At 37.7% G+C, this 26802-nt stretch carries 22 protein-coding genes, 2 riboswitches and 1 other annotated feature; of the genes, 3 read left to right on the top strand and 19 right to left on the bottom strand.

Features of this window, described 5'->3' with window-relative positions; genetic code table 11:
- Nucleotides 1-2: 2 nt before the first annotated feature.
- The 17 genes from ACQKMI_RS01850 to ACQKMI_RS01930 all read right to left on the bottom strand — a co-directional run bounded on the left by ACQKMI_RS01850 (nt 3) and on the right by ACQKMI_RS01930 (nt 19009).
- Nucleotides 3-935: a peptidase U32 family protein gene (locus ACQKMI_RS01850; protein WP_427486934.1), complete on the bottom strand. Its 933-nt coding sequence runs from the start codon at nt 933-935 to the stop codon at nt 3-5.
- A gap of 5 nt (nt 936-940) precedes the next feature.
- Nucleotides 941-1573 (bottom strand): O-methyltransferase, encoded by a 633-nt coding sequence (locus tag ACQKMI_RS01855; protein ID WP_323647455.1) that lies wholly within the window; start codon nt 1571-1573, stop codon nt 941-943.
- A gap of 650 nt (nt 1574-2223) precedes the next feature.
- Entirely contained in the window at nt 2224-3351 is a 1128-nt protein-coding gene (mltG, locus tag ACQKMI_RS01860) for an endolytic transglycosylase MltG (protein WP_427486936.1), read from the bottom strand.
- A gap of 667 nt (nt 3352-4018) precedes the next feature.
- Nucleotides 4019-5206, bottom strand: coding sequence for an acyl-CoA dehydrogenase family protein (locus ACQKMI_RS01865; RefSeq protein ID WP_427486937.1), 1188 nt, complete (start codon nt 5204-5206; stop codon nt 4019-4021).
- A complete protein-coding gene (locus ACQKMI_RS01870) occupies nt 5206-6549 on the bottom strand; it encodes an LLM class flavin-dependent oxidoreductase (RefSeq protein ID WP_427486939.1) in 1344 nt (447 codons plus the stop codon). The genes ACQKMI_RS01865 and ACQKMI_RS01870 overlap by 1 nt, the downstream gene beginning before the upstream one ends.
- 79 nt (nt 6550-6628) lie before the next feature.
- On the bottom strand, nt 6629-7465 hold the full coding sequence (locus tag ACQKMI_RS01875) for a MetQ/NlpA family ABC transporter substrate-binding protein (RefSeq protein ID WP_427486941.1): 837 nt from the start codon (nt 7463-7465) through the stop codon (nt 6629-6631).
- 14 nt (nt 7466-7479) lie between these two features.
- Entirely contained in the window at nt 7480-8133 is a 654-nt protein-coding gene (locus ACQKMI_RS01880) for a methionine ABC transporter permease (protein ID WP_323647464.1), read from the bottom strand.
- Nucleotides 8075-9154, bottom strand: coding sequence for a methionine ABC transporter ATP-binding protein (locus ACQKMI_RS01885; RefSeq protein WP_427486943.1), 1080 nt, complete (start codon nt 9152-9154; stop codon nt 8075-8077). Before ACQKMI_RS01885 ends, ACQKMI_RS01880 begins: the two co-directional genes overlap by 59 nt.
- Nucleotides 9155-9198: 44 nt before the next feature.
- A complete protein-coding gene (locus ACQKMI_RS01890) occupies nt 9199-10008 on the bottom strand; it encodes a MetQ/NlpA family ABC transporter substrate-binding protein (protein WP_427486944.1) in 810 nt (269 codons plus the stop codon).
- 312 nt (nt 10009-10320) lie between these two features.
- A complete protein-coding gene (locus ACQKMI_RS01895; protein WP_427486945.1) occupies nt 10321-10848 on the bottom strand; it encodes a DUF1292 domain-containing protein in 528 nt (175 codons plus the stop codon).
- A 511-nt stretch (nt 10849-11359) separates the two neighbouring features.
- Nucleotides 11360-11668 (bottom strand): DUF1292 domain-containing protein, encoded by a 309-nt coding sequence (locus ACQKMI_RS01900; protein ID WP_049667728.1) that lies wholly within the window; start codon nt 11666-11668, stop codon nt 11360-11362.
- Nucleotides 11669-11686: 18 nt separating this feature from the next.
- On the bottom strand, nt 11687-12103 hold the full coding sequence (gene ruvX / locus ACQKMI_RS01905) for a Holliday junction resolvase RuvX (protein ID WP_079562849.1): 417 nt from the start codon (nt 12101-12103) through the stop codon (nt 11687-11689).
- Between the two features lie 2 nt (nt 12104-12105).
- Nucleotides 12106-12372 (bottom strand): IreB family regulatory phosphoprotein, encoded by a 267-nt coding sequence (locus ACQKMI_RS01910; RefSeq protein ID WP_004226839.1) that lies wholly within the window; start codon nt 12370-12372, stop codon nt 12106-12108.
- A gap of 265 nt (nt 12373-12637) precedes the next feature.
- Nucleotides 12638-15298: an alanine--tRNA ligase gene (alaS, locus tag ACQKMI_RS01915; protein ID WP_427486947.1), complete on the bottom strand. Its 2661-nt coding sequence runs from the start codon at nt 15296-15298 to the stop codon at nt 12638-12640.
- A 126-nt stretch (nt 15299-15424) separates the two neighbouring features.
- Nucleotides 15425-15639, bottom strand: a binding site (T-box leader).
- Nucleotides 15640-16114: 475 nt separating this feature from the next.
- The gene (locus ACQKMI_RS01920) at nt 16115-17068 is read right to left on the bottom strand and encodes a magnesium transporter CorA family protein (RefSeq protein WP_427486949.1); all 954 of its coding nucleotides are present in this window, start codon (nt 17066-17068) and stop codon (nt 16115-16117) included.
- 39 nt (nt 17069-17107) lie between these two features.
- The gene (locus ACQKMI_RS01925) at nt 17108-18058 is read right to left on the bottom strand and encodes a magnesium transporter CorA family protein (RefSeq protein ID WP_427486951.1); all 951 of its coding nucleotides are present in this window, start codon (nt 18056-18058) and stop codon (nt 17108-17110) included.
- A gap of 21 nt (nt 18059-18079) precedes the next feature.
- Nucleotides 18080-19009 (bottom strand): magnesium transporter CorA family protein, encoded by a 930-nt coding sequence (locus tag ACQKMI_RS01930; protein WP_427486952.1) that lies wholly within the window; start codon nt 19007-19009, stop codon nt 18080-18082.
- 251 nt (nt 19010-19260) lie between these two features.
- Nucleotides 19261-19436: riboswitch (M-box (ykoK) riboswitch) on the bottom strand.
- A 659-nt stretch (nt 19437-20095) separates the two neighbouring features.
- Nucleotides 20096-20269, top strand: a riboswitch (M-box (ykoK) riboswitch).
- Between the two features lie 359 nt (nt 20270-20628).
- Between ACQKMI_RS01930 and ACQKMI_RS01935 the strand changes: the two genes are divergently transcribed.
- Both ACQKMI_RS01935 and ACQKMI_RS01940 read left to right on the top strand, forming a co-directional pair.
- Nucleotides 20629-21339: an MgtC/SapB family protein gene (locus ACQKMI_RS01935; RefSeq protein WP_427487334.1), complete on the top strand. Its 711-nt coding sequence runs from the start codon at nt 20629-20631 to the stop codon at nt 21337-21339.
- An 18-nt stretch (nt 21340-21357) separates the two neighbouring features.
- Nucleotides 21358-22131 carry a magnesium transporter gene (locus tag ACQKMI_RS01940; RefSeq protein ID WP_427486954.1) on the top strand — a complete coding sequence of 258 codons (774 nt, stop codon included), beginning with the start codon at nt 21358-21360 and terminating at the stop codon, nt 22129-22131.
- An 88-nt stretch (nt 22132-22219) separates the two neighbouring features.
- Here the strand turns inward: ACQKMI_RS01940 and hpaB are convergent, their stop codons facing one another.
- The gene (gene hpaB, locus ACQKMI_RS01945) at nt 22220-23656 is read right to left on the bottom strand and encodes a 4-hydroxyphenylacetate 3-monooxygenase, oxygenase component (RefSeq protein WP_427486955.1); all 1437 of its coding nucleotides are present in this window, start codon (nt 23654-23656) and stop codon (nt 22220-22222) included.
- 343 nt (nt 23657-23999) lie between these two features.
- Between hpaB and ACQKMI_RS01950 the strand changes: the two genes are divergently transcribed.
- Nucleotides 24000-24188 carry a hypothetical protein gene (locus ACQKMI_RS01950; protein ID WP_323647495.1) on the top strand — a complete coding sequence of 63 codons (189 nt, stop codon included), beginning with the start codon at nt 24000-24002 and terminating at the stop codon, nt 24186-24188.
- A gap of 168 nt (nt 24189-24356) precedes the next feature.
- Here the strand turns inward: ACQKMI_RS01950 and recD2 are convergent, their stop codons facing one another.
- Nucleotides 24357-26789 carry an SF1B family DNA helicase RecD2 gene (gene recD2, locus ACQKMI_RS01955; RefSeq protein WP_427486956.1) on the bottom strand — a complete coding sequence of 811 codons (2433 nt, stop codon included), beginning with the start codon at nt 26787-26789 and terminating at the stop codon, nt 24357-24359.
- Nucleotides 26790-26802 lie beyond the last annotated feature (13 nt).

A 26802-nucleotide genomic window follows, 5' to 3' on the forward strand; every position in this document is an offset into this window, starting at 1 on the left:
TCCTAGTAAACTGTTTCCTTGAAGATAAAGCCAGTATCAAGAGGTCTGATGGCAGGCTGAATTTCTTCAATTTTAGCTAATAAATCATCTTTAATATCTTCATACGCATCTTCTGATTCGTCAAAATATGTGTCAATTGCTTGACGATAAGCTTCTGTTACTGTGACTACATATTCTGGTGTTTGAAGAACACCTTCAATTTTTAATGCATCCATGCCACCTTCGAATAATTCGCCAAGCTCATCAATAATGCACATATCGTTCGGACTGAAAATATGCGTACCGTTAGCATCCTCATAAATTGGATATTTATTATTACGTTCATCATCATGAATGAACATATTGCGATTTTCCTTACGATTTTCAATTTCCATTACTTTATCTTGATATAAGAAATAATGGCCTAGTAATGGACGTTTTGATTGGAACATACATGTCATTCCATGTACTTGAACCTCAATCTCTACTTCTACATTTTCTTTAATTTCTAGCACTTCATCTAAAGAAAGTTCACGTGAAAGTACTGCGCGAGTTGCTCCGCGTTTTCCCCAATAATTTGCCGTAAACCAGTTTGTTGCAGTCGTTTCTGGATTCCAGTGTAGCGGTATTGTAACACCCTGATCACGACGGATGATTAATACTGCTGGATCACCATAAATTAAACGGTCAACACCAATACGTTGCATTTCTTTTAAATATTCGGCAAGCGCATCCAATTTTTCATTATGGAATAGCGCATTTACTGCAACATAAACCTTTTTACCTGCTGCATGAATCAACTTTGTAGCTTCTTCCACTTCACTAACAGAAAATTCTCCTGCTAGACGAAGGCCAAATTGTTGTTCACCAATGACAAAAGCATCTGCTCCAGCCTGTAAAAGTGCTTTTACATGGTCCACTGATTGCGGTGTAACAAGCAATTCAGGTTTTTTCATAATAGTCACCTCTTCAAACATAGTAATAAACCATCACCGACCGGTAAAAATGCACTAGTATAATCAGGGTGGTGCATAATCCAATCGGTGAAGTTTTTTAAATTGCGAATCATTGTACGCTTGCGACGCGGTACATCTTTTAAATCCAAATCTGATAAGCCATGCATATACATATTATCGATATATAGAACACCGCCAGATTTTACAAGAGGCGCATACTTTTCAAAAAAGCGTTGATATTGTCCCTTTGCAGCATCGATAAAAACTGCATCGAAGGTCGTATGAATTGCTTCATCGTTCACCTCTAAGGCGTCACCTTCAATGACCGTAATACGATCTGAAACTGTAGAACGTTCAATATACGCCTTTGCTCTCGCAACACGCTCTGTATCACGCTCAATTGTAACGATATGCACATTTGGTAAAGCGTCTGCCATTCTTATTGCAGAATAACCAATTGCTGTACCAATCTCTAAAATTTTCGACGGATTTTGAATACGTAACAGTTGATTTAGTGCATCAATACCAGCAAGCTGCATAATCGGTACATGATTCTCCTCCGCAAATGCTTCCATTTCTAAAAGCAATTCATTACGTGGTTGAATAAATGATTGAATATATGCATCTGATAATTCCATTTTTAAGTTCACCCTCATATCAATTATGCCTCGGCATAATTGCGTCTGGAATCGGCTTTGTGCTTAGGCCTGAGGCCGACACGATGTCGGTCATTTCGGTAATGCTACAGGACGTGGCGTTTTTACCGATGCAGGTCAGTTAGCCTTATCGCATGAATGCGATGGTTTTTTCCGATTTTCATGACATCCGCCAGAGGCTTTAACTTCTTTCAATGGATGTTTGTACACCAGCAGAAAGAAGTTAATAGGCAACGAGCAATCCTCGTTGTCTGTACTTCATCATTTAGCAACAAAAAGAAAAAGACCAAACGTGATGTCTTGGTACTTCGTCATACAAAAATGAGCAATTGTTTTTATAAGCTTTAAACAATTGCCACCACGTATATTATTCCGCATTAACGGACTGATTGAATTTTTCCCATGCGGATAGATTAAAAATCACAATTTATAATAGCACGAAAATAGAAGGAAAGCTATTTTTCTTTCCTTCTATCCACATTATTGCTATTTATTTTTTAATAATATCAATTATGCCTCGGCATAATTGTGTTTTCAGCAGATGTATGGACACCTGCTGAAAAGTAACTCTTCTATACCTGTCGCTTTGCTTTCGGTACTATAAAAACATTGCTGAAAAAAGTTAACAGAAATTACTCTGCCTTACGCAAATATTCTTGTTCTTTCTGCAAATGTTCTTCATATGTTTTCGAGAAGTGATTGACACCCTGTTTATCCGCTAAGAAGAAGAGATATTCTGTTTTACTTGGATTAAGCACTGCTTCAATTGAAGTTTTTCCAGCACCCGCAATAGGACCTGGTGGTAAGCCTTTATTTTTGTAGGTATTATAGGCATTATCTACTTCTAAATCTTTATAAAGTACACGATCTTTATGAGATCCTAGTGCATATAAAACAGTTGGATCTGTTTGTAGCGGCATCCCTCGATTGATACGGTTATAGAATACGCTCGCAATTGTTTCTCGATCTGTTTGGGCAGTAGCTTCTTCTTCCAATAATGAAGCAAATGTTAATAATTGATGTACTGACATTTGCTTTTCAGTAAGAACATCGCTGTAATTTTTCACAACCTTATCCATTGCCCCTACCATTTCGTCTACAATCGATTCCAATGTTGGTTTTTCTTCAAAATAAGAATACGTTGCAGGGAATAAATAGCCCTCTAAATCATAACGAACATTATCGGCTAAAACCGCATCCGTCACAAGCTCAGGATATTTAGCCTTCATTTGTTGAACAAATGTATCGCTTGTTACTAAGTCCATAAATTCCTTTTGAGTATACGGTGTTTTCTTTTCCATAATATTACCGATTTGTTCAAGTGTTAAGCCTTCAGGAATGGTCATTGTAAAGACTGGCGTACGGTAGACCTTTCCGGTTTTTAAACTTTTGATTAGTTCATCTAAAGTCATTGACTGTGTTAAATCATATGTTCCTGCTTGGAACTGGGATTCATTTTTAAATTTAGCATAGTATTTAAAAACACGAGCATCCTTAATTAACCCTTTTTCCTCTAGTAGAGTCGAAATAGAGCTTAAACCTGAACCAATTGGTACTTCAACTGCTATTGTTTTAGTCGCATCTGGATCTACTGGCTTTAATGCACTCTTCACATAATTATAGCCAATTAAACCGACTATCCCTATTATTAGGACCAAAGCAATTGCAACAATAGCAACGATTTTTCTCACAATTTTTACCTCGGATTTTCTTTCTTGCATTTTTGAAAACATTTCTTGTTTTTTTGAACCGTTATTCACGGGTTTCCCCCCTATCACTCCATTATCATACTAGAAATCAACTTTCACGACAAACAGAAATAGAAAATTCAGTAGAAATAGCACACATCAATTATGCCTCGGCATAATTGTGTCCGGAATCGACTTTGTGCTTAGGCCTGCACGAGGGCCGACACGATGTCGGTCATTTCGGTAATGCCACAGGACGTGGCGTTTTTACCGATGCAGGTCAGTTAGCCGTTATCGCATGGATGCGATGGTTTTAGGCTAACATCCTTTTTAAGAACTCCTTTCCGATTCCGTGACATCCGCCGGAGGCTTTGGGCCAACGTGATGTTGGTCACTCAGTCGTTGCCACAGGACGTGGCGTTCTTAGACTGAGTTCATTTATTTCAGCGGGTGTTTGGACAGCCGCTGAAAGAAGTTAAAAATAGCTTGCGACAATAGAATGACTATAATAAATTAGAGTTGATTTCCTAGAATTAGTCAAAAAACTGAATCAAAAATAGTTTTAAGTCATTAATAACATACTAGAGAAAACTAGATAGATTATAATGGGGTCGTTTTGATTATTGGGATGGGAAGCCCCTTCATGGAGATAAACAAAAATCTGCCAACTATATTGTTAGCAGATTCAATATTATTTTCAACACAATAACGGTTGGAAAATTTCAAGATGGAATGACACCTATAATTGGAAAGCTTCTTGTTTGACATTGACTAATAATCCCTTTGCAAGCTGTGTTATAACTACATCATCTGCTGGAGGATTAAAACGGCTACATTGAACATCTCGAAATAGTCGCTGTAATTTACTAGTTTTAGACAGACTCCGTCCACCAACAACTTGCATTGCTTTTGTTACGATATCAATGGCATTGTTACTAATGACATACTTTGCAATACTAACATCTTCAGAAAGTTGATCCTTTATCGCAGGATTTTGCTCTACTTGCGCTGCGATACTATATAATGTTCGACGTGCCGTTTGATAAAGTATTTCTATTTCACCAATTTTTTGTTGGACATGACTTGCGTGTGCGATTGTATTTTCTAAGCTGTATGAATAGGTATTTTTAGCAAAATCTATTGCATAATCCCTAGCAGCACCTGCAACTCCTAAGTAAACAGCTGGAATTTCTAACGAATAGACACGACCATCAGCTAAAAAACGATTTAGTTCATTTGGACGATGCGTGTATAATAATGCTTCCTCTGGTACAAATGTGTTATGAAAAATAATATCATGACTACCTGTTGCACGCATCCCCATCGCATCCCAAGTATTAATAACCTCTACCTGATCATTTTTAGTTATTAAAAATTCAGCTGTTAAATGCTCTTCTTCTATATAGGCAATAATCGTAAATTGTTTTAAAATTGGGGCTAAGGATGCAAAAGCCTTGTCACCTGTAATGATATAGCCTCCAGGCACTTTTTTTGCAATTGTACCAGGTAAACTTCCGCGGGAAATATTACCCTTCCCTCGCTCGCTATTTATAATATTTAATAGAGAGCCTTCTTCAACTGCTTTACGACTTAATTCCGCAAATATATGTTCAGGCCACGACTTCGCCTCACGAACGTTTAAAAAAGTTAATAGATGCCATCCAACAGACAATGCAGTAGAAGCATCACCTCTAGCTAATTGTTCCTGTACTAATAACATTTCATAAAGAGAAATTTCCTCGCCGCCGTATTTTTTTGGCACTGTTAATTTAAAATAGCCAGCATCCTCTAAGATTTTAAAGTGCTCAAACGGAAATTCTCCACTCTCATCATATTTACTAGCTGTCTTGTCAATTTGTTGTGCCAATTCACAAGCATATTGAACTAGCTTTTGCTCACGATCGTTACGAATATAAACATCACTCATCAATGAGTCACCTTACTTTTCGTAAATCTATTTTGCGGTTTTTTCAGCCCTAAATGTTCCCTTAGTGTTGAACCTGTATACTCTTTACGATAAATGCCACGCTCTTGTAAGATTGGCACAATCTTGTTCACAAAGTCTTCTAAATCGCGTGGCAATAATGGAAACTGTAACATAAAGCCATCTGCCGCTTCCTCTGTAATCCAACGCTCCATCTCATCAGCAATTTGTGTGGGTGTTCCAACAAAGGCATCGCGTTTCGCAGGACCAAAGAGGCGCGCATATAATTCGCCAACCTTTAAATTTTCTTTTTTGATAATCTCTAAATGCTCATAGAAATGACTTTGAATACTGTTGACCTTAGGAAAATCCACTTCGATTGCAGGTGTATCTAACGAGTATTTAGTAAAATCCACATTTCCCATATAGCCCGAAACAAATTTTAAACTCTCATATGGGTCAATCAACGCCTGTATTTCATTATACTTACGGATAGCCTCTTCCTCAGTATCCCCCACAATTGGCGATATCCCTTGGAACACAAGAAGCTCCTCCTCGGTGCGTCCAAATGGAGCAAGCTGGGCCTTTAAATGGCGATAATGCTCCTTGGACTTTTCAATTTCATCCCAATGAACAAAAACGACCTCCGCTGTTCGTGCTGCTAATTTTTGCCCAGGTTTTGAGGCACCAGCCTGAATAATAACAGGCTGCCCCTGAACGGAACGTGCAATATTCAACGGACCTTTCACTGATAAATATTTGCCTTTAAAAGCGGTCTCATGTACTTTATTACGATCATAAAAAATATTATTATCACGGTCATAGACAAAAGCATCGTCCTCCCATGAATCCCATAATGACTGAACTACATCGATAAATTCCTCCGCCCGTTCGTAACGATGATCGTGCTCCCAATGCTTGTCACGGCTAAAGTTTAAAGCCGTCTCTCCTGTGGCATCTGCTGTTGTCACTAGATTCCATCCGACTCTACCATCACTAATATGGTCTACGGACATTAGCTGTCGCGCTAATACATATGGCTCACTATATGTGGTTGATGCAGTTGCACCTAGTCCAATTTTTGTTGTCGCAGCTGCCAAAGCTGTAATCTGTATAAGAGGATCAAAGCGATTTAAAATATGTGGATGTGATTCATGATTGATCGCTAAACTATCCGCAACAAAGGCAATATCAAACTTACCCTTTTCAGCAATTTGTGCCACCTTTTGCAAAGCTTTAATATCGATGCTTGCATTAACTTTTGCTGAAGGATGTTTCCAAGCCGCAACATGCATACCTGCCCCAATTAAATATAATGCAAGCTTTAACTCCTTTTTCTTAGTCATTTTCTCGTCATCTCCCTTAAAAATGAATCAATTTCACTATCCACATATAAACAAATGCATTAGGCCAATACAGTGTGGGTCAATGAAGATAAAATTCTTTCCATGTAGCTAATTCATCTAAAGGCATTTTTACAGGAATATAATTGCCATTAGATACCTCTTTAATGAAATTAGCAGTTTCTTCACGCTGATAGATGTCAACAATTTTTTTCAATGTCTCATTGTCCTTATCTTCAGGCCTTGCCACAATGACATTAATAAATGGCTTCGCCGTTTCATTCTCATGAATAATGGCATCTTTCAATAGAAGGCCTGCTTCGACAGCAACCCCATTATTAATGATCGCAAAATCGGCATCCTCCATAACCCTCGGTGTCGTCGCACCATCTACTGGTAAAATGTTCAATTTTTTCGGATTATCTTTAATCCGATCCTCTCCACCGTTGCCATCAAAATTATCCGTAACCGTCAACAAGCCGTATTCTTGTAGCAGCAGTAAAGCTCTACCCCAGTTAGAAGGATCATTTGGTACAGCAATTTTGGCGCCCTCTTTCATATCATCCAAGGATTTATATTTGTTAGAATATAAGCCTATTGGAGCCATGATCGTTGTGCCAATTGCCTGTAAATCTGTCTCGTTATTCGTATTAAATAAATTTAAGTAAGCGACATGCTGAAACGCATTCATATCAACCTCCCCCTCCGCCAATGCTTGGTTCGGGTCATATTGTGCTGAGAATGTCACTAAATCGAGATTTACATCTTCCTTAGCAGCCTGTTCTTTTATATACTCCCATGTTTTCAATTCCGAGCTACGGATACCAACCTTCACAGTATCTTTTTCATCTGCTTTTGCACATGCAACTAGTAGGAATAGTAATGCCATTAATCCTAAAAAATAATTAAATTTCCTCATATTAAAATTCTCCTTTATGACACTCTGCGTAATTTTCGTTCAAGACTATTTCCAATACTTTGAATGATTTGTACAAGTACTACTAGTATCACCACTGTGACTAAAATCGTGACATTGTCAAAGCGTTGATAGCCGTAAGTAATGGCTACATCACCAAGGCCACCTCCCCCAACAGCCCCGGCCATTGCAGTCGCCCCAATAAGCCCAATTGTTGCAGTCGTGACACTTAATATTAAAGAGGGGAAGGCTTCAGGTAGTAAAAACTTTTGAATAATTTGAAGTGGAGAGGCACCCATTGCCTTCGCTGCTTCAATAATGCCCTCATCCACTTCTAATAATGAATTTTCTATTAATCTAGATATATATGGCCCTATATGCAAGACGAGTGGCACAATGGCAGCTGTCGTACCTATCGCTGTTCCAACGAGCAAGCGTGTAAATGGAATGATAGCAACAAGCAAAATAATGAACGGAATAGAGCGCAGGGTATTAACGATAGGATTGATGATGGAGAAAATGATTTTATTTTCAAGAATATGCCCTTTTCTCGTCACAACTAAAGTAACCCCTAAAATAAAGCCTAAAATGGCACCAAAAAATAACGAAATACTAACCATGTAAAGCGTGTCTAGCACTGCGTCGATAATGATTTGTGAGCTCACCTTCATGTGCAATAACCTCCTCTATTTGAATATCTTTCGTTCGAATAAATTGATGTGCCTTTTCTATTTCTTTGTCTATGCCAACTAGTTCAACGATTAAATTACCAAAGGGAATCCCTTGTAGCTCTGTAATATTGCCAAACAGTACATTTACATCAACATCAAACTTTTTTGCTACTTGAGAGACAACAGGTTGCCCAACGTCTACACCTATAAATTTCAGGTTATAAATTTTTTTAGAATGATCTATCGTTTTAAGTTGCTCGTAAACAGATTGTGGAATTTCATCTCGAACGACCGATTGTACAAAGTTTTTAGTCGTCTCCTCTTGCGGTGCAGAAAAAATTTCAAGTACATTGCCTGTTTCAATTACTTTTCCGCTTTCCATAACAGCCACACGATTGCAAATATCCCTTATGACTTCCATTTCATGTGTAATCATTAAAATAGTAATGCCATACTCGATATTGACTCGCTTTAGTAGCGTCAAAATAGATTTAGTCGTTTGCGGGTCAAGAGCAGAGGTCGCCTCATCACACAATAGAATTGTTGGCTTTGTGACAAGTGCACGAGCAATGCCCACTCTCTGCTTTTGTCCACCTGACAGCTCATCGATATAGCGCTCTGCTTTGTCCTGTAAACCGACAAATGCCAAAACCTCTCTTACTTGACCTTCAATTTTTGATTTTTTAACGCCACTTAATACTAAAGGCATCGCAACATTTTCAAAGACAGTTTTAGAACGGAGAAGATTGAAGTGTTGAAAAATCATACCAATGTTTTTCTTTTCCTCGCGAAGCTGCTTTTTACTTAATGTTGTCAGCTCTTTACCATTCACAAGAACGCGACCAGACGTTGGTTCCTCCAGTAAGTTCACTGTCCGTATTAATGTACTTTTGCCAGCACCGCTAAAGCCGATAACACCAAAAACATCACCCTTTTGAATCGTTAAATTAATATGATTTAATGCCGTTACAACGGTTGTTCCTACCTGAAATTCCTTTGTCGTTTCGATAAATTCAATCATTTCACGTCTACCTCCTTAGCTATTTTGACGCCCTCTAGTTTAAGTTAAAATGCTGGAACGACAGCCCCCTTATACTGATCTTCAAAAAAGGTGCGCGCCTTTTCGCTTGTCAGCCATTTAACGACTGTTTGAATTGCTGGATTATTTTGCTTTTCTTTTGTCGTCGCAATAATATTGACATATGGCGATTCTGGACCTTCTATAATAAGAGCATCCTTCATAGGGTTGTAGCCCCCTTCTAAGGCATAGTTCGTATTAATAGCCGAAGCGTCGACATCATCTAATGAACGAGTTAATAACTGAGAATCCACACCGATAAATTGAATATTTTTTTCGTTTTTTGTAATATCCTCGATCGTATAATCATTTTCCTTTGCTTTATTCAATTCAATTAGTCCATTATTCTGAAATAGTAGTAAAGCCCGAGAAAAATTGACGACATCATTCGGAACGGAAACTTTTGCGTTTTTCGGTAAATCATTTATATTTTTAATCTTTTTAGAGTACACACCAAATGGTTCAATATGAATTCCTTTTATACTCACTAAATCTAAATGGCTTTCTTTATTCGTTTGTTCTAAAAACGGAATGTGTTGAAAGTAATTGAAATCTAGTTCACCATCTGCCGTTTGCTGATTTGTTTGAACAGCATCTTTTAAAATGGTAATGTCTAATTTCACGCCATCTTTTTCAAGATCCTTTGCTAAATACTCTAGTACTTCCGCATGTGGCACATTGGCTGCCCCTACTTTTAACGTTACTGTTTCATCTTTACTCGCTTCTCCTTTGTTTGTGCAACCTACCAACAAACCTACCATTAATACACCGACTAGTAGTCCCCATATTGTCCTCATTCTCGATTTCCCCCTTTGTAAATCAACTTACTTGGTTTAATGTAAAACAAATCTTATCTGTTTACTTATGATTGGTCAACGTTCGATATCTCGTTTCATCAATAAATATTTAAAAATTCAGATAAAATAATTCACAAAAAATTCAATTTACCCTCGAATAACAATCAAATTTACTCGAAAATACATAAATTCTATTTACAGATAGAATATTTTTACATAGGAGATAGAAATTTTCTATTAATACTCCGCAAGCACGCCTTCATTTAATCATTAAAAAAACTCTGAGTAGCAAGTTACCACTCAGAGTTCTAATTACAATTCATTTAATACATCTTCAACAAATGCCCATTCTTCATCTGTTTCAATCGGTAATAAATCTTCGATCGTTCCATCATTTCCAGATAAGTATTGAGAAGCAAAAATATCTCGTTCCTCTATTGGCTCGTCCGTTGCCAGAACATAAAGTACATAGGATTTTCCAAATTGTTCTGATGAAAATGTATGAATAACCTCACATACCTGATCTGCCCCATGCTCATCTGTTATTGTAAATTGCTGTGGCTCTTCATCAAATTCGTCTAGAAGTGTCAGGACTACTTCATTAATCATTTCCCATTCTGCCTCTGTTTCGACAGGCTGTAAATTTGTCATTTCTCCATTGTTATCATCATAATCAAATGTCATAGCAGAAATGTCACCAGGAATTTCATTACCATCTTCGTCGATTAACGAAAACAATACATATGATTTTTCTTCTGCATCGAAGGTGAAAACAACACGACACTTTTGCTCTTTGCCATTCTCTCCAATGATCAGAAATTCTTGTGTTTCTTCGTTCATTTAATTTCCTCCTTAATCAAGCTAAATTATGTTTCTGATATGTGCCATTTTTGGTGTGGTACAAAAATTTCACCTTTAATTCATTGGATTCGCCATAGTCTCACATAACTTCACAGTTTATGGCTCATCACCATATCGTGTGGTTGATTTTCGTTCCGGCTTGTCGCTTTGTTGCTGACGCTTCGCTTTCGCACAGATAAAACATTTGCCGCTGACGCTTTGCTTTCGCGCAGAGCAGAGCTTCCTGGGGGCGTCCGATGAGCCGCTTGGGGCAACAGGATGTTGGTCACGAAGGCGTTATCACAGGATGTGATGGTTTTAGCCTTCGTTCCTCTATTGCTAATCCCCAAGGAGTCGCCCAGTCGTAACGAAGATCAACTAATATACAGAGCGTACGTTCTAAAAATATCATCCATAACTTTTAGGAATGGGCAACTTCATTCTTCCTAAAGTAAAAAAGGAACAAGGAGTGCTTGTTGCCATCCTTGTTCCACACTTTTAAAGATTACGATTATTCCTCGTTTTCATCCTCTAAAGCGTTTAATACGTCTTCTACCATATCCCACTCTGCTTCAGTTTCGATTGGTGTTAACTCACCATCTTCGCCGTTTTCAGATGGAACAAATGAAGATACGAAGATTTCTACAGAGCCATCTTCATCTTCTTCTGCGCCTACCATAGAGTAAAACACGTATGATTTGCCAAATTCAGCTGATTCATGTACGTGAATTACTTCACAAAGCTGTTCATTTCCGTTCTCGTCAATTACTGTAATGTGTTGTACATGTAGTTCTTCTTCATGGTTATGCTCTTGTGCCATGGCTTGTCACCTCATCAATTAATTTTTGCTATCTAAGTAGCCTTGTAAAATCATCACAGCAGCCATTTTATCAATGACTTGCTTACGTTTTTTGCGACTCACGTCTGCTTCGATTAGCATACGCTCAGCAGCCATCGTTGTTAAACGCTCATCCCAAAGTTTGACCGGTAGTGAAAATGTTTCTTCTAAAAGCTTTTTATAGTTTTCAGAAGCCTCTCCACGCGGTCCAACCGTATTATTCATGTTTTTCGGGTATCCTACAACAAATTCTGTTATAGCGTACTCCTTCACTAGCTCGGCTATTCGCTCAATGCCGAACTCACCGTTAGCTTCATCAATTTTTACGGTTTCAATACCTTGAGCCGTCCACCCTAAAGCATCACTTGCAGCAACGCCAACGGTTTTTGACCCAACGTCTAATCCCATAATTCTCATTTCTAGTCCTCGTTATTCTTTTTAATATAAAACTTAACAAGCTCTTCTAGAATTTCGTCACGCTCAAGCTTGCGAATTAAATTACGAGCATCCTGATGGCGAGGAATATACGCCGGATCACCAGAAAGTAAATAACCGACAATCTGATTGATAGGGTTATATCCCTTTTCCTCTAATGAAGAATGTACCTTCAACATTACCTGCTTGACTTCCTGTTCCATTGATTCTTCTGGAAAATTAAATTTCATAGTTTGATCAAATGAACTCATGACCAGCACCTCGCTTTCAGAAATAAGGAGATGTGCAATAAAAGCCATCTCCAATTTCTCTTTATTATAACATGTTTTGGCGTATTATCAATTATGCCTCGGCATAATTGCGTCCGGAAATCGGCTTTGAGTTTAGGCCTGTGTGATGCAGGTCAGTTAGCCGTTATCGCATGGATGCGATGATTTTAGGCTAACATCCTATGCGAACTCCTTTCCGATTCCGTGACATCCGCCGGAGGCTTTAACTTCTTTTCGCTAAAAGAAGTTAAATGGATTTAACATAATCATACACAGAAAGTAGTGCTTCATCAAGTTTTGATGCTTCTTTTGCACCTGCCATCGCCATATCTGGACGACCGCCACCTTTACCACCACATGCTTCTGCTACCATTTTTACGATATTTCCGGCATGGTAATTGCCACCAACTAAATCTTTAGTTACTCCAGCACATAGCATAACCTTTTCGCCATCGACAGCACCTAGAACGATGACAGCTTTAGGCATTTTAGCTTTCAAGTCATCCATCATTTGACGCAGTTGATTGTTGTCCTTCGCCTCAACTTTAGTAGATAAAACAGTTACATCTCCAAAAGTTTGCGCTGCGTCCACAATAGCTCCTGCTTGTGCATTGGCGATTTTTTGTGATAATGCTTCATTTTCGCGTTGTAAATCTTTGTAATCAGCTTGCAAAGCTTGTACTTTTGTCACAAGATCTTTTGGATTTGCTTTTAATAATGCTGCCGCTTCGTTTAATAAAGCTTCTTCCTCTTTCACTGCTTCATAAGCAACTTTACCTGTCACAGCCTCGATACGACGAGTACCTGCACCGATACCACCTTCTGAAACAATTTTGAAGAAACCAATTTCAGAAGAGCGTTTCACGTGAATACCACCGCAAAGCTCAATAGAGTAATCACCAATTGCAACAACGCGAACGATATCGCCATACTTCTCACCGAATAGCGCCATTGCTCCCATAGCTTTCGCTTCATCGATACCTTTTTCTTCAATAACAACCTCTATATCATCCCACACTTTTTCATTTACAATACGTTCAATTTGTTGTAATTCCTCTTTTGTCACTTGTCCAAAGTGAGAGAAGTCAAAGCGTAAGCGATCAGGTCCTACATATGATCCGGCTTGGCTAACATGGTCACCTAGTACATCTTTTAATGCACGTTGCATAATATGTGTTGCTGTATGGTTTTTAATAATTAAATTACGTTCATCTCGGTTAACTACTGCTTTTACAGCATCTTCAACATGCATTTCACCAGTTTCTACGAGCACTGTATGAAGCGGCTGACCATTTGGAGCTTTTTGTACATCTTTTACAATGGCAGTAAAGCTATCGTTAGAAATAACACCGCTATCCGCAATTTGACCACCCATTTCAGCATAGAATGGTGTTTTAGCTAAAATAACTAGTGCTTCTTGCCCTTCAGATGCCACTTTTGATACTTGGCCGTTGACAATGATCGCTGCAACTTCTGTGTCTGTCGCTAATGTATCATAGCCTACAAATTCACTTGCAACCGTCAAGTTCGCTAGCACTTCATTTTGCACTTGCATAGAATCCACATCTTGACGAGCTGCACGTGCGCGTTCACGTTGTTCTTCCATTGCTGCTTCAAAGCCTTCATGATCTACCTTCATGCCTACTTCTTCCGCATACTCTTCTGTTAATTCGATTGGGAAACCGTAAGTATCATATAAACGGAATGCATCTGCACCTGGAATATAGTCGTGGCCCGCTGTTTTTTGAGCTTCTACAACTTCGTTAAAGATAGCAAGACCACCGTCTAATGTTTCATGGAAGCGAATTTCTTCATTTTTAATAACACGTTGGATAAATTCGCATTTTTCCGTTACCTCTGGGTAGAAATCATTCATAATTTCACCAACAGTTGGTACTAATTCAAACATAAATGGCTTTTCAATGCCGATTTGTTTTGCATAGCGCACGGCACGACGTAGTAAACGACGTAATACATATCCACGACCTTCATTTGAAGGAAGAGCACCATCACCAATAGCAAACGCCACTGTACGAATATGGTCCGCGATCACTTTAAATGGTGTATTAATATCTTCTTCTGAACCGAAGATTTCACTTAGTGCTACTTCACCTGGACGTTTGTATTTGCGATTTGCTAACTGCTCGATTTTTTCAATAATAGGCATGAATAAATCAGTATCAAAGTTCGTCGGAACATTTTGAACTACCGATACGATACGCTCTAGACCCATACCAGTATCAATATTTTGCTTTGGAAGTGGTGTGTAAGTGCCATCAGGATTATGGTTGAATTGAGAGAACACTAAGTTCCAAATTTCTAGATAGCGTTCATTTTCACCACCTGGATACATTTCTGGATCATTTTCATCTGAACCGTATTCTTCCCCACGGTCATAAAAAATTTCTGAGTTAGGACCAGATGGACCTTCACCGATATCCCAGAAGTTCCCCTCTAGTCGGATTAAACGCTCTTCAGGAATACCAATTTCGTTATGCCAAACGTCATACGCTTCTTGATCTTCAGGATGGATAGTAATAGATAAAAGCTCTGGATCAAAGCCCATCCATTTTTTATCCGTTAAGAATTCCCAAGCATAATGAATAGCTTCTTTTTTGAAGTAATCCCCAATTGAGAAGTTACCTAGCATTTCAAAAAACGTATGGTGTCGTGCCGTTTTACCTACGTTTTCAATATCATTTGTACGAATTGATTTTTGGGCATTTGTAATACGAGGATTTTCAGGGATGATACGACCATCGAAATATGGTTTAAGTGTTGCAACACCTGAGTTAATCCAAAGTAATGATGGGTCATTGATTGGCACAAGTGGTGCTGATGGCTCATGATGATGACCTTTTTCTTTAAAGAATTCTAAATACATGCGGCGAATTTCTACTGCTTTCATTTAAAAAGTTCCTCCCTATATGTTTTGTAAAATCACGAGATGAATCCGCAAGTCAATTTTGCCTTGGCATAATTGTTATTGTCGCTTCGCTTTCGCGCAGAAAACATAAAAAAGCCCCCATCCCCAAAAAGGGACGAGGACTTGTGATTTGTCTCGCGGTACCACCCTAGTTGTAAGTATAAGTATACTTACCTCTTTAGCACTTGTAACGTAAGTGAACGGCAGCGATTAACTGCACTCTGGAGTAGCTTTCGGTATTTGCTATTGTGAGGATTTTTTCAGCCAAGAAATCCCTTTCTTTTACACGCACAAATACGTACTTGTTCCATCATCGTTTTTTACTATTTTCTAACAAGAATTATAAAAAAAATATGTTCTTCTGTCAATTGGCACTATAATTGCTAATCATAAGGATCTTCACCAAAACGTGTAGTTGATTTCCGTTCCGACTGGGCGCTTTGTTGCTGTCGCTACGTTAGCACTACGCTTTCGCACAGAGCAAAGCTTCCTGGGGGCGTCCGATGAGCCGCTTCGTTGCTGTCGCTACGTTAACACTACGCTTTCGCACAGAAAACATCCGCTGCGCTGCAGGGTCTCGGGCCAACATGATGTTGGTCACGAAGGCGTTATCACAGGCTGTGATGCATTTAGCCTTCGTTCCTCTATTGCTGATCCCCAAGGAGTCGCCCGGTCTCCACTCCAATTAACTTATTTACCTAATATACGTTTCACCAAAAGTCATTCACAACTTTTGGTAATGAACCAATTATAACTAAGCTCAATTTTTTCCCAAGGTATCTCCCCTTCATACCGAGACTATCGAGAGAAATAATTTTTTTTGTAAAAAACAAAGGTAGACAATCCTGTTAACACGACCATTACGACGACCACTACCCAAAATGCATTAGATGCATTTTGATACGGTAGAGGCACATTCATCCCATAAACGCTGGCAATTAACATCGGCACCGATAATATAATAGTAAATGAAGCGAGTAATTTAAGTACTTGGCTTACGTTGTTTTGAATGACGTTACCATACGCATCCATAATATTATTTAAATTAGTTTGATTAATTTCCGTCACTTCATATGCTTGATCTATTTCAATCAGCACGTCGTCTAAAATATTTGCATCGTCCTCATCTAATTCGATATTGCTACCCTGTAATGTTTTTTGCATCGTAAATTTCATCTGTTTAAGTGATGTTACCATATATATAAGACTTTCATTTAAATATAGTAGTGTGTATAACTCACTATTACGATATGACTTGGCAAGTTCTTTTTCAGCTATATTGATTTCACGTTCAATTGTAGCTAAAAATCGAATATATGCTCGAGCCGTTGTACTTAATATATTTAAAGTGTTGCGCGTTTTCATATGTGTCTCAAAAAGAGTCATCCCATCATTAAAAAGATCTTTTATGAAAGGTAGCTCTTCTTTACAAATCGTAATCATATGATTTTCAGTATGAATAATCCCCATAGGTATCGTTCGATATTTCACGTTGTGAGAAGAACTCTCGACATTTAATTGATCGTACGGGACATGTATAACCATCAAGACCGCTCCATCGCGCTCTTCGATTCGCGGGCGTTCTTCTATATCAAGTGAATCAGTTAGAAAATCGCTTGGAACGGCAAGAGCTGTCGCTACACGTTCAATTTCACTGGATGTTGGCGCTTCAAGATGAAGCCAACTGTTATACCCAATATTTGATGTCTGCTCAAACTTACCTTCAGAATTACTTTTGTATATTAAAAGCATTTTGGTACACACCCTTTCTATATACGGTATAAAAATAGATCAAAAACGTAAAAATTTTGTTTTGTAAAATACGTAGACAAGACCTCCACTGATTCCTGCCATGAGCCCAAGAATGATGACAAACATGAATGGCTGATCTTCAAAAGGCAATGGAACGTTCATTGCGAAAATACTTCCCAAAATAGTGGGAATCATCAGGACAATCGTAATGGTAGTCAGTATTTTTAAAACGCTATTCAGGTTATTATGAGTAATTGCCGCGTACGCATCCATTAGATTACTTAAACTAAGACTACGCATTTCCGTTACTTCCGCTGCTTGTTCAAGATCTACTAGCGCATTATGTAGCATTTTCTCATCTTCATCATATAGTTTCATATCTTGACCTTTGGAAAGGTGTAAAAACACATTGCGCATCGCTCTCAAAGATGTTGAAAAATACACTAAACCTTTGTTGATATTAATCAAGCCGAATAGCTCGCGGTTGTTATGTGATTCCTTTAACTCTTGTTGTAATCGACCAACTTGGACTTTTATACGTTTGAGAAAATCGAGATACGACTGCGTAATTGCTTCAAATAGTAGCAATGTTATTCGAGTCTTCATATGCGTTTGAAATGTTCCGTACTTCCCTAAAAATATGTCATTACATAATGAATTATCTTTTTTTGTGACAATCACCAAATGATCTTTGACATGGATGATTCCGATTGGTATCGTCCGATAAGGAATTTCTTCGTACAACCGTTCCTCATTCATCGCCACAGGAGAATTGAGAATGATGACCATTGACGAATCATCTTTTTCAATCCGAGGTCGCTCATTGATATCTAAGGAATCACGAATAAAATTTTCCGGAATATTAAGTTTATTTGAAATTTGAGAAATTTCAGCATCTGTCGGATCTACAAGATAAAGCAACGTGTTGTGGACAATGTTAGATACCGTTTGTAATTGACCTGATGAATCACTTTGATATATCGTAAGCATCTTTTTCCCTCACCTTCTCTGCTAAAATAGCTTTGTTTTGTAAAATATCCATCCTGTCAACAAACTAATGACTGTAGAGAAGGACATAAGTACTGCTAATGCGTATACTTCATCCTGCTTGGGCAACGGGAAATTCATCCCGTATATCGTTGCGACCATCGTCGGAAACGTCAAGATAATCGTAAAAGCAGTTAAAACTTTCACGACGACACTAAGATTAATTTCAATCGCCGCAGAATATGCGTCCATTAAATTACTTAAATTTTCGTTGTAAATTTTAGATGTATCATGAGCTTGTTGCATCTCATTAAAAGTGGCTTGTAACCATTTTTCATCCTCTTCATTCATTTCTAACGCTCTTGACAACTTCTTCATCATCACAAGATTGACTTTTAGTGCCTTGGTAAAATAAACAAGACTTTTATTTATATTGAGTAAAGTATACACGTCATTGTTTTTTATCGATTTTTGTATTATTTTTTCAGATACAATAACTTTTTGATCAACATCATCTAGACAACGTAAATAGTAACTGGCGGAAACAAGCAATAACTGCAAAATAAAAGATACATTTATATTGTTATTAAAATTCTTATCGAGAATTTTGCTAAATTCCTGTAAAATCGGATGATCATTACTACGACAAATGATGACAATTACTTCACTTGTTTGAATAATACCAATCGGAATTGTCCTATATGGTATAGTTTCACCATTTGGCATTTTTAAGGGTACATTGACAATTAGCAATAAATCATTTCCGCTTTTTTCTATTCGTGATCGTTCGTCAATATCGAGGGAGTCGCTAATAAAGTCAGTTGGTATCCCAAAGCGATTAGCAACGTACTGTATATCCTCCTCTGTCGGTTCAGTGAGATAAACACAGCTACCCTGAACGATCTTAGGCTGTTCTTCCAGCGCTTCTCTGCCTCTTTTATAGATTTTAAGCATTGAATCGTCCTCCTAATCTGTTGAATTAAAACAGATCTACGTTTTTTACTCCTACTATCTCCATCGGTCATACTTGGACTCTCCATTTTGACCCCCTCCTTTCTAAAAATGAACTCTTATTCTTCTGCTAAAAGAGTTGAATCTAAATAGCAATGTGTAATAAGGCTCTTTATTTGGAAATAAAAAAATCCTCCAGGAGTCCCGGAGGTTTTAAAAAAGCGCATAAAAAATAAATACGTACAACAAGCACTTTCGATTCCCCCTAACTCGAGTTTTAGCACTATACACCGTAAAGAAATAAATACATCTCTTAGCCACCTTAAGAAAAGCCTTAATCCGGCAATTCCTGTTCTACCCATGGGCATCTTTCGATATTTCTGGGCAGTGGCCTATGTTTGTATAGGAGCCTCACCTAACGAGGTTTTATTTAATTTCCTCGCCATCGTAATCCGTATTTTTCATTTTGTCAAGAGTCTAATACTATTTTTTAAGTGCTTTTTATCACGAATTTCTGTTCAAAAATTTGAAATCTCACTAAAATTTTTCTATGCAGAAAAGATAAAGAGTTTTGCTTTATTCAACACGTTCTCCGTTCTTATAAGCTGTTTATTTCAAGCACAGAATTGATTAGAAACCTAGCTACTCACACATAGATATCCAAGAAACCATTATGAAAAGTGCTTAGATTGTTCCAGAATCTTTTAATTATCATAAATACAATATTAATTCATTTGATTTGAGTAGAAATACATGCCTTGAAAGTTTAAAAATAAGCCTCCCCAAAAGTTAGGGATGCTATTTTTTTAATGTATACCAAGTATAAAAGTTACTTGAATGGAGCTAGACAAACACCTGTAACGAGTAAGTAGAAAAACGAAGGCTACAGGAGATACGTCCTGTAATACGCTACGAGACCAATAGCTCATCCAGACACCCAAAAGCGAAACGCATAAACAGAACAGAAATCCCCTACACGATGATGATGAGCCAAAAATACACTTTTTCCCTAATACCGTTTTAAGATTTTTGCTTTTGGAACAGTTGTTGACAACAAAAATTATTCGGAGTACAATTCAGCTGAAAACAATAAGTCCTCGTTAGGTGAGGCTCCTATGCAAACATAGGCCACTGCCCAGAAATATCGAAAGATGCCCATGGGTAGAACAGGAATTGCCGAATTAAGGCTTTTCATAAGGTGGCTAAGAAATGATTTCATTTCTTTACGGTGTATAGTGCTAAAACTCGATCAAGGGGAATCGAACGTGCTTTTTTGTGCACTCTTCACCCCCTCTCTGAATCGAAAGAGGGGTTTTTATTTTATTTGACTAAAAAAGGGGGAAACATATGATGGATAGTTATTCGATATGGCATTTCATAGTTTTAAATAATTCGAATATGGCAAAAGGCAGCGTTTTAGCGTTCAGTCCACATATGTCCCTTTCTTCAATCATCCAATTCTGATTTTTTGCAATTTGGAAATATCAAGATAGGTTTATTTGATGTGTATGTCGAACAAGATACATTCTAAGCAAAAAGCTCCCTTTTTTTTATGGGAGCTTTTTTATTTTATTTTAAATGGCAATCTAAACAAAGAAATGAAAAGGTGATTAACGATGACGATGACAATGACAGTAGAAATGATAATCAAGCTAATCCTAGCTTTGCTATTCGGATTATTGATTGGGATTGACAGACAGATTAAACAAAAACAACTTGGCATAAGACCTAGTATGGTCATCTCTATTGCTAGCTGTTTATTAACAATTGTCTCAATAGAAGCATTCGGTAAATTTGGAGGTGCAAATCATCCGAATATGGATCCGATGCGACTTGCTGCGCAGATTGTAAGTGGAGTTGGTTTCATTGGTGCAGGCGTTATTTTACGAAGAAGTAACGAAGTTATTTCCGGCCTTACTTCCGCTGCGCTAATCTGGTCAGCTTCTGCCCTTGGAATTACGATTGGGGCGGGGTTTTATCTAGAAGCAAGTTGTGCTGTCATCCTCTTGATGGGAGCAGTCAACATTGTGCCTCTTCTCATTAAAACATTAGGCCTGTCAACACTTAACCGCCAGGAAATTTCATTAAAGATTATCGTGGAATCGAATTATCGTATGACAGAATTAATTAAAATGATTAAGTATAAAGGGCAAAATGAACTATCAAAAAAAGATGAATATAAAATTCGGCATTTCAAGCTCAAAGATATTGATAACGGCCACCAATTAATTGATTTAGTTCTTTCTGTACCGGAAGACCAGTATACGACTGAAATATATTATTATGTCAAAAAAATTGATCACGTTCTGAGTGTCGAAATTGAGAATTTGTAATAGAAAGGCGTGTCAAAAATGATTCGATTAAATCAATACAAATATAAAGAAGAGTACACATACTACATGTTGCACTCTTTAAAGTCTGAAAAAAAAGATTCTTTCCGAAAGGATTTCCTAGATTTACACCCTATGGATCAGGCAACATTTTTTATAGAGCTCAGCGAGGAAAGACGCTTTACAATTTATTCTTTTTTAGCTCCCTGCGCATTTGGAGATATTTTTAGCGAGCTAGAACCATCCATGCAGAAAAAATGTATTTTGGAGCTTGACCGTCCATTTGCAGTGGAGATGTTAAATGAATTACCTTCAGATGACGCTACCGATTTTTTGGGGCTACTATCATATAAAGAAGCTGATTATTATTTAGAGCAAATGGAAAAAGATGAAGCTGATGATATTAAGCAATTACTTCAATACGAAAAAGGGTCAGTGGGCGCCTTGATGACAAAAGACGTAGTAATAGTGGCAAAAGATGATTTAGTAATTGATGTGTTTGAACGCCTAAAGCAAAGCGAAGTAGATGCAGAAACTTTTTATTACTTATACGTTACAGATTCCAATAAACAATTGCTTGGAGTCGTATCATTACGAGAGCTTATCCTTTCCCCATCAGAGAGTCGATTGGGCGAAATTATGAACTCTGGAATCATTTCAGTGACTGCCAACACAAACCAATCTGAGGTCTTCCAAATCATACGCAAATATGGTCTTTTAGCAGTCCCCGTTGTAACAGAGAACTTTGAACTCCTTGGAATCGTTACTTTTGATGATGTGCTAACTTATCTATGAAGATATTGATAGTATGTATTTTTTACAGCAATTCATACCAAAGAGAAGTAACTGTTTAAATTAGTTTTAAACAGTTACTTCCTCGAAACTAATTATTATTTTTTAAAAAGCTCTCGACTCTATTCACTAATTCTTCCCTATTGTAAGAATTATAAAGCGCGCTAGCTAAACGGACAGGGTCTCCAAAGAAAAAGCGCTCATACAGTGTTTGTCGTGTACCAAAGCTACTCATCGTTAAATCCCAAGCCAAGCGGAATTTTTTGACGCGCTCCTCACCACCATCCTGAAAAGACTGTAAATAATGCTCAAGGTCGCCTTCATCCGCAGTAAATGCTTTTTCACTTGGAATGGACATCAATCCGCTTGCGCCAAGTAGCTGGATAATTTCTGTAAAGGTCGGATACACTTTAGGGAACACCTGAATAGCTACTTGTACTGTTGGAAGGTCAGGTCTTAGAAAACCAAAATCATCTTTTTTTGCTTCTATTTCGGACTTTAACAGTAAGGCCTTCATCGTTTCTAATGCCACGATGATATCAACAACCTTTTGCTGCACATGTTGGTATTCGCCGACATTTATCGTATTTACAATTGACTGTACAACACCTAAGACAAATTCTGTTTTGGTAATTTGACGTGTAAGAACTTGATGTAAACCATATGTTTGAAAACCACTTACATTCAAAAAGTTATTGGCAACTTCCACATTCTCATAATAAAAGACGCGTTCCCACGGTACTACAACATTATCAAATACAACGATTGCATCCATTTCCTCGTAACGACTACTTAATGGATAATCAAAAGCCGATTCCCCTCCGACAAATGATTGCCTACATAAAAACTTTAAACCTTTTGTATTACTTGGTATTGAGAAAGCAAAGCCTTTTCCTTCATCAAAACCATTTGTTGATATAACAAGGAGTTCATCTGTAATTCCTCCCTGTGTCGCTAGTAATCTCGCACCTTTAATTACTAACCCCTCGCCCGTTTTATCGACAATCTTAGCCGCAATTGTAACCTCCTCATCTTCAAAATAAAATTTTTGACGGTTTACTTGCGGCTCGATAAATGTATGTGTCATAGTCAAATCATTCTCACGAGCATACTCATAAAATTTTAACAAATGCTGTGGGAAACAATTTGGCTTATCTTTCAAATATTCTGCAACCGATGCTAGAGCCATTAATGTCGTATTCATGTAATCCGGACTTCTCCCCATAAGGCCATTATTGGATAATGCCCACTCTCGTATTGCATTACGTCTTTTCACGAGATCTTCGACTGTCACTGCCTGAAGGTAAGACATACCTACACGGTTATTACTCGTTGGCGAAACATATGTCATCTTCTCGAACAATTCCTCTTCATTTTGCAAATCAAAAAGTCTTGCCTGACTCTTCATTACTCCCTTAAATGCTGGATGCTCCGACACCTTCCCTGTGACAACTTTCCCATCAATCGAAATGTATGTTTGTAAAGCGTCAATACGGTCAATATATTGCTGTCCTGTAATTACTGGCATGCAGTCACCCCTAAACGTCACAAATGTTTTTATACTTATTTAGTATATGAAACTTCCTAATATAGGTTCCGCTTAAGCAATCTGTATTATAGCAGAACCCCTTATTTTATAAACTGTACCACTTTATAAATACAGTTAAAAACCCGCCTTTATTGCATGATTTTTCAGTCACTTTAGAGAAAAACGGTTTCAATCAGCACTTTTTAAACAAGTTCAATTTTGCGACACATTCACAAAAAAGTCTCCTTCGACTAGTACAGAATTGCTAGATTTTTTATTTAAGCAGGTGTAAGATAACTTCGAAACCAAAACGAAAACATCTTTTTTTAAAAGGAGCATATATATGAATAAACAAATCATCTCGTACGTAGCGCAAATGGAAGCTGCTTTAATGAACAAAATGGAGGATCATAATGAAGAGAATCTTTTATTAACGATTGCTTCAGATATGATTGCCAAAGAAAAAGATCAATTTAAAAATGTGTGCCAAGCATATGAAGTAGTTAAACATCACTTAGTTGGTATTCACTAATCAAAAATTTGTATAACAAAACCCGATCAATTCGAATTGATCGGGTTTTATTTTACTGTGCATATGGTAGGACCATTTTATGAAACTGGTCAAATGTTGTTGATTGATTGGTGGCATATACTTTTTCTGCAAAAGGTAATAGCAACGTAAATAGAAGCAATCAGCCTTTTACTCATCTAAATAATCATATGGCGAGATACCATCCATGCCTATCAATGGATGGATATATGATTCCGTTTCTACCGTTAGCTTAAAATCAATAGCTTGTTTTTCATTTTGTGAATCTTCGTTCAATGGCATCGTTTCTAATTCTATAATTTCCTCTGCAATATCCATTGGATTGAGCCTTGCACGTAGAGACGTAAAGCGTTGTAAATCATCCGTACGCTGTAAGCCATCTGCTAGCACATCAGGCTCACCACATAAAATTAAGAAATTTTTTGCACGCGTAATACCTGTATATAACAAATTACGACGCAGCATTTTAGAATATCCTCGTACAACCGGCATAATAACTGTTTGGAACTCAGAGCCTTGCGATTTATGAATAGAACAACAGTAGGCAAGTGTCAATTGATTGAGGTCACTACGTTGATAAGTTACTTCAATACCGTCGAATGATACAACAAGTAAATCTTGCTTCTCAATTGTTTCCTTTGCCTTGATAATACTGATTACCTCACCCATATCACCATTAAAAACATTGCTTTCTGGTTGATTAACAAGTTGTAAGACTTTATCCTTTATACGATATGTGACATCCCCAAAGACAAGCTCTTTTCTAGTACCAGTATCGTTTGGATTAATAAGCTCCTGAATCATTTTATTTAGATTGTCTATTCCTGCTGGACCTTTGTACATTGGTGCTAGCACTTGGATATTTCGAATTTCTTGACCTTTCGTAACCGCACTTTTCACAACCTGTGTGACAACATTTGCTACTTGATCTGATGAGGCTTTAATAAATGAACGATCAGACGTTTTTAACGTTAAGTCATTTGTGATATTACCACGTTTAATTTGGTGAGCAAGTTCAATAATAGTCGAGCCCTCTGCTTGTCGATAAACCTCTGTTAATTCCACAGTAGGTATTTGCCCAGAAGCCAACAAATCCTTTAATACCTGGCCTGGTCCTACTGGCGGAAGCTGATCTTGATCGCCAACAAATACGACTTGCACATCCTCATGCAAGGATTTTAATAATTGATGTGCGAGCCAAGTATCGACCATCGACATTTCGTCTACAATAATGAGTTTTCCTGTAACCTCACGCTCAGTTTCTTCCTCTTTTTCCTGACCAGTAAAGCCTAGCAATCGATGAATGGTCATTGCGGGAAGCTCTGTCGATTCCGATAAACGCTTGGCAGCACGTCCTGTTGGAGCACATAAAATAATCGGAAAGGGCTCTTCTTTTTGTGCATATTCCTTCGGGTTTAATGATAGTCCGTGTAGCTTTGCATACACTTCTACTACACCCCGAACAACCGTCGTTTTACCTGTACCAGGTCCACCAGTTAAAATCATAACGGCTGAGTTTAGCGCTTGTTGAATAGCACTCGCTTGTGTTTCAGCATATGAAACATTGAGTAGCTCTTCTGTTTCACCAATCGCTTTGCGTATTTCGTCCTTACTAAAATGTTCAGCCTTATTGTTACGTTCGATTAAAGCTACTATTTTTGATGCAATTCCTACTTCTGAGAAATATAAGGATGGCAAATAGAGTCTCGTTTCTTCCCCACAAATCTTACTTTCCTCACGCAAATCGATGCAAGCTTTTGAAATAATTTCAAAGGGAATTTCCTCTCGTTGGCTTTGCTCAAGCATATCTTTTACTAATGGTAAAACATTTTCTGCATCTAAATACACATGCCCATCCGATAATGCTGCATTATTGAGAGTATGTAGAATCGCCGCCTTAATACGGTCTGGATGATTACCGATAATACCCAATTTAGAACCTAGTTCATCAGCACGAAAGAAACCTACACCTTCTACATCTTCTATTAGGCGATATGGATTTTCATTTAATAATTCAATTGCTTCTGTGCGATATGTTTGGTAAATTTTCATGCCGAGCTGTGGTCCGAAACCCCATTCATTAAGTTGAATCATCACTCGTTCTAAGCCTAGATTTTGTTCAATCGTACGATGAATAACCTCTTTTTTTTCAGCAGATAAACGAGGTACAGCATCAAGCGCATTTGGGTCCTCTAAAATAAGACGTAACGCATTTGCGCCTAGTTTCTCTACGATTGTTTCAGCAGTTTTTCTTCCGATTCCAACAAACAAATCACTTGATAAGTAATGAATAATTCCTTGCTCTGTTGCTGGCACTTCCTTTGTAAATGTCTCAATCTGAAATTGAACACCATATTTTGGATGTTGTTTCAATAATCCTGTAAAACGATATTGTTCATCCATTTGTAACGGCGGAAAATATCCAACAACTATTATTTCCTTATCTTCATACTGTAAGTTGGTCTCTTGAATTTTCACACGAATTATCGAATACATATTTTGTGCATTATGGAAGATAGAGACGATTGGACGTCCGAGTATAAAAAATTTATTTAGTTCAAATAAATCAAGATTATCTGCCATTTTCGGTTCGTCC

Source organism: Lysinibacillus sp. NPDC097214 (genome assembly GCF_050277945.1).
Lineage (GTDB): Bacteria > Bacillota > Bacilli > Bacillales_A > Planococcaceae > Lysinibacillus > Lysinibacillus xylanilyticus_B.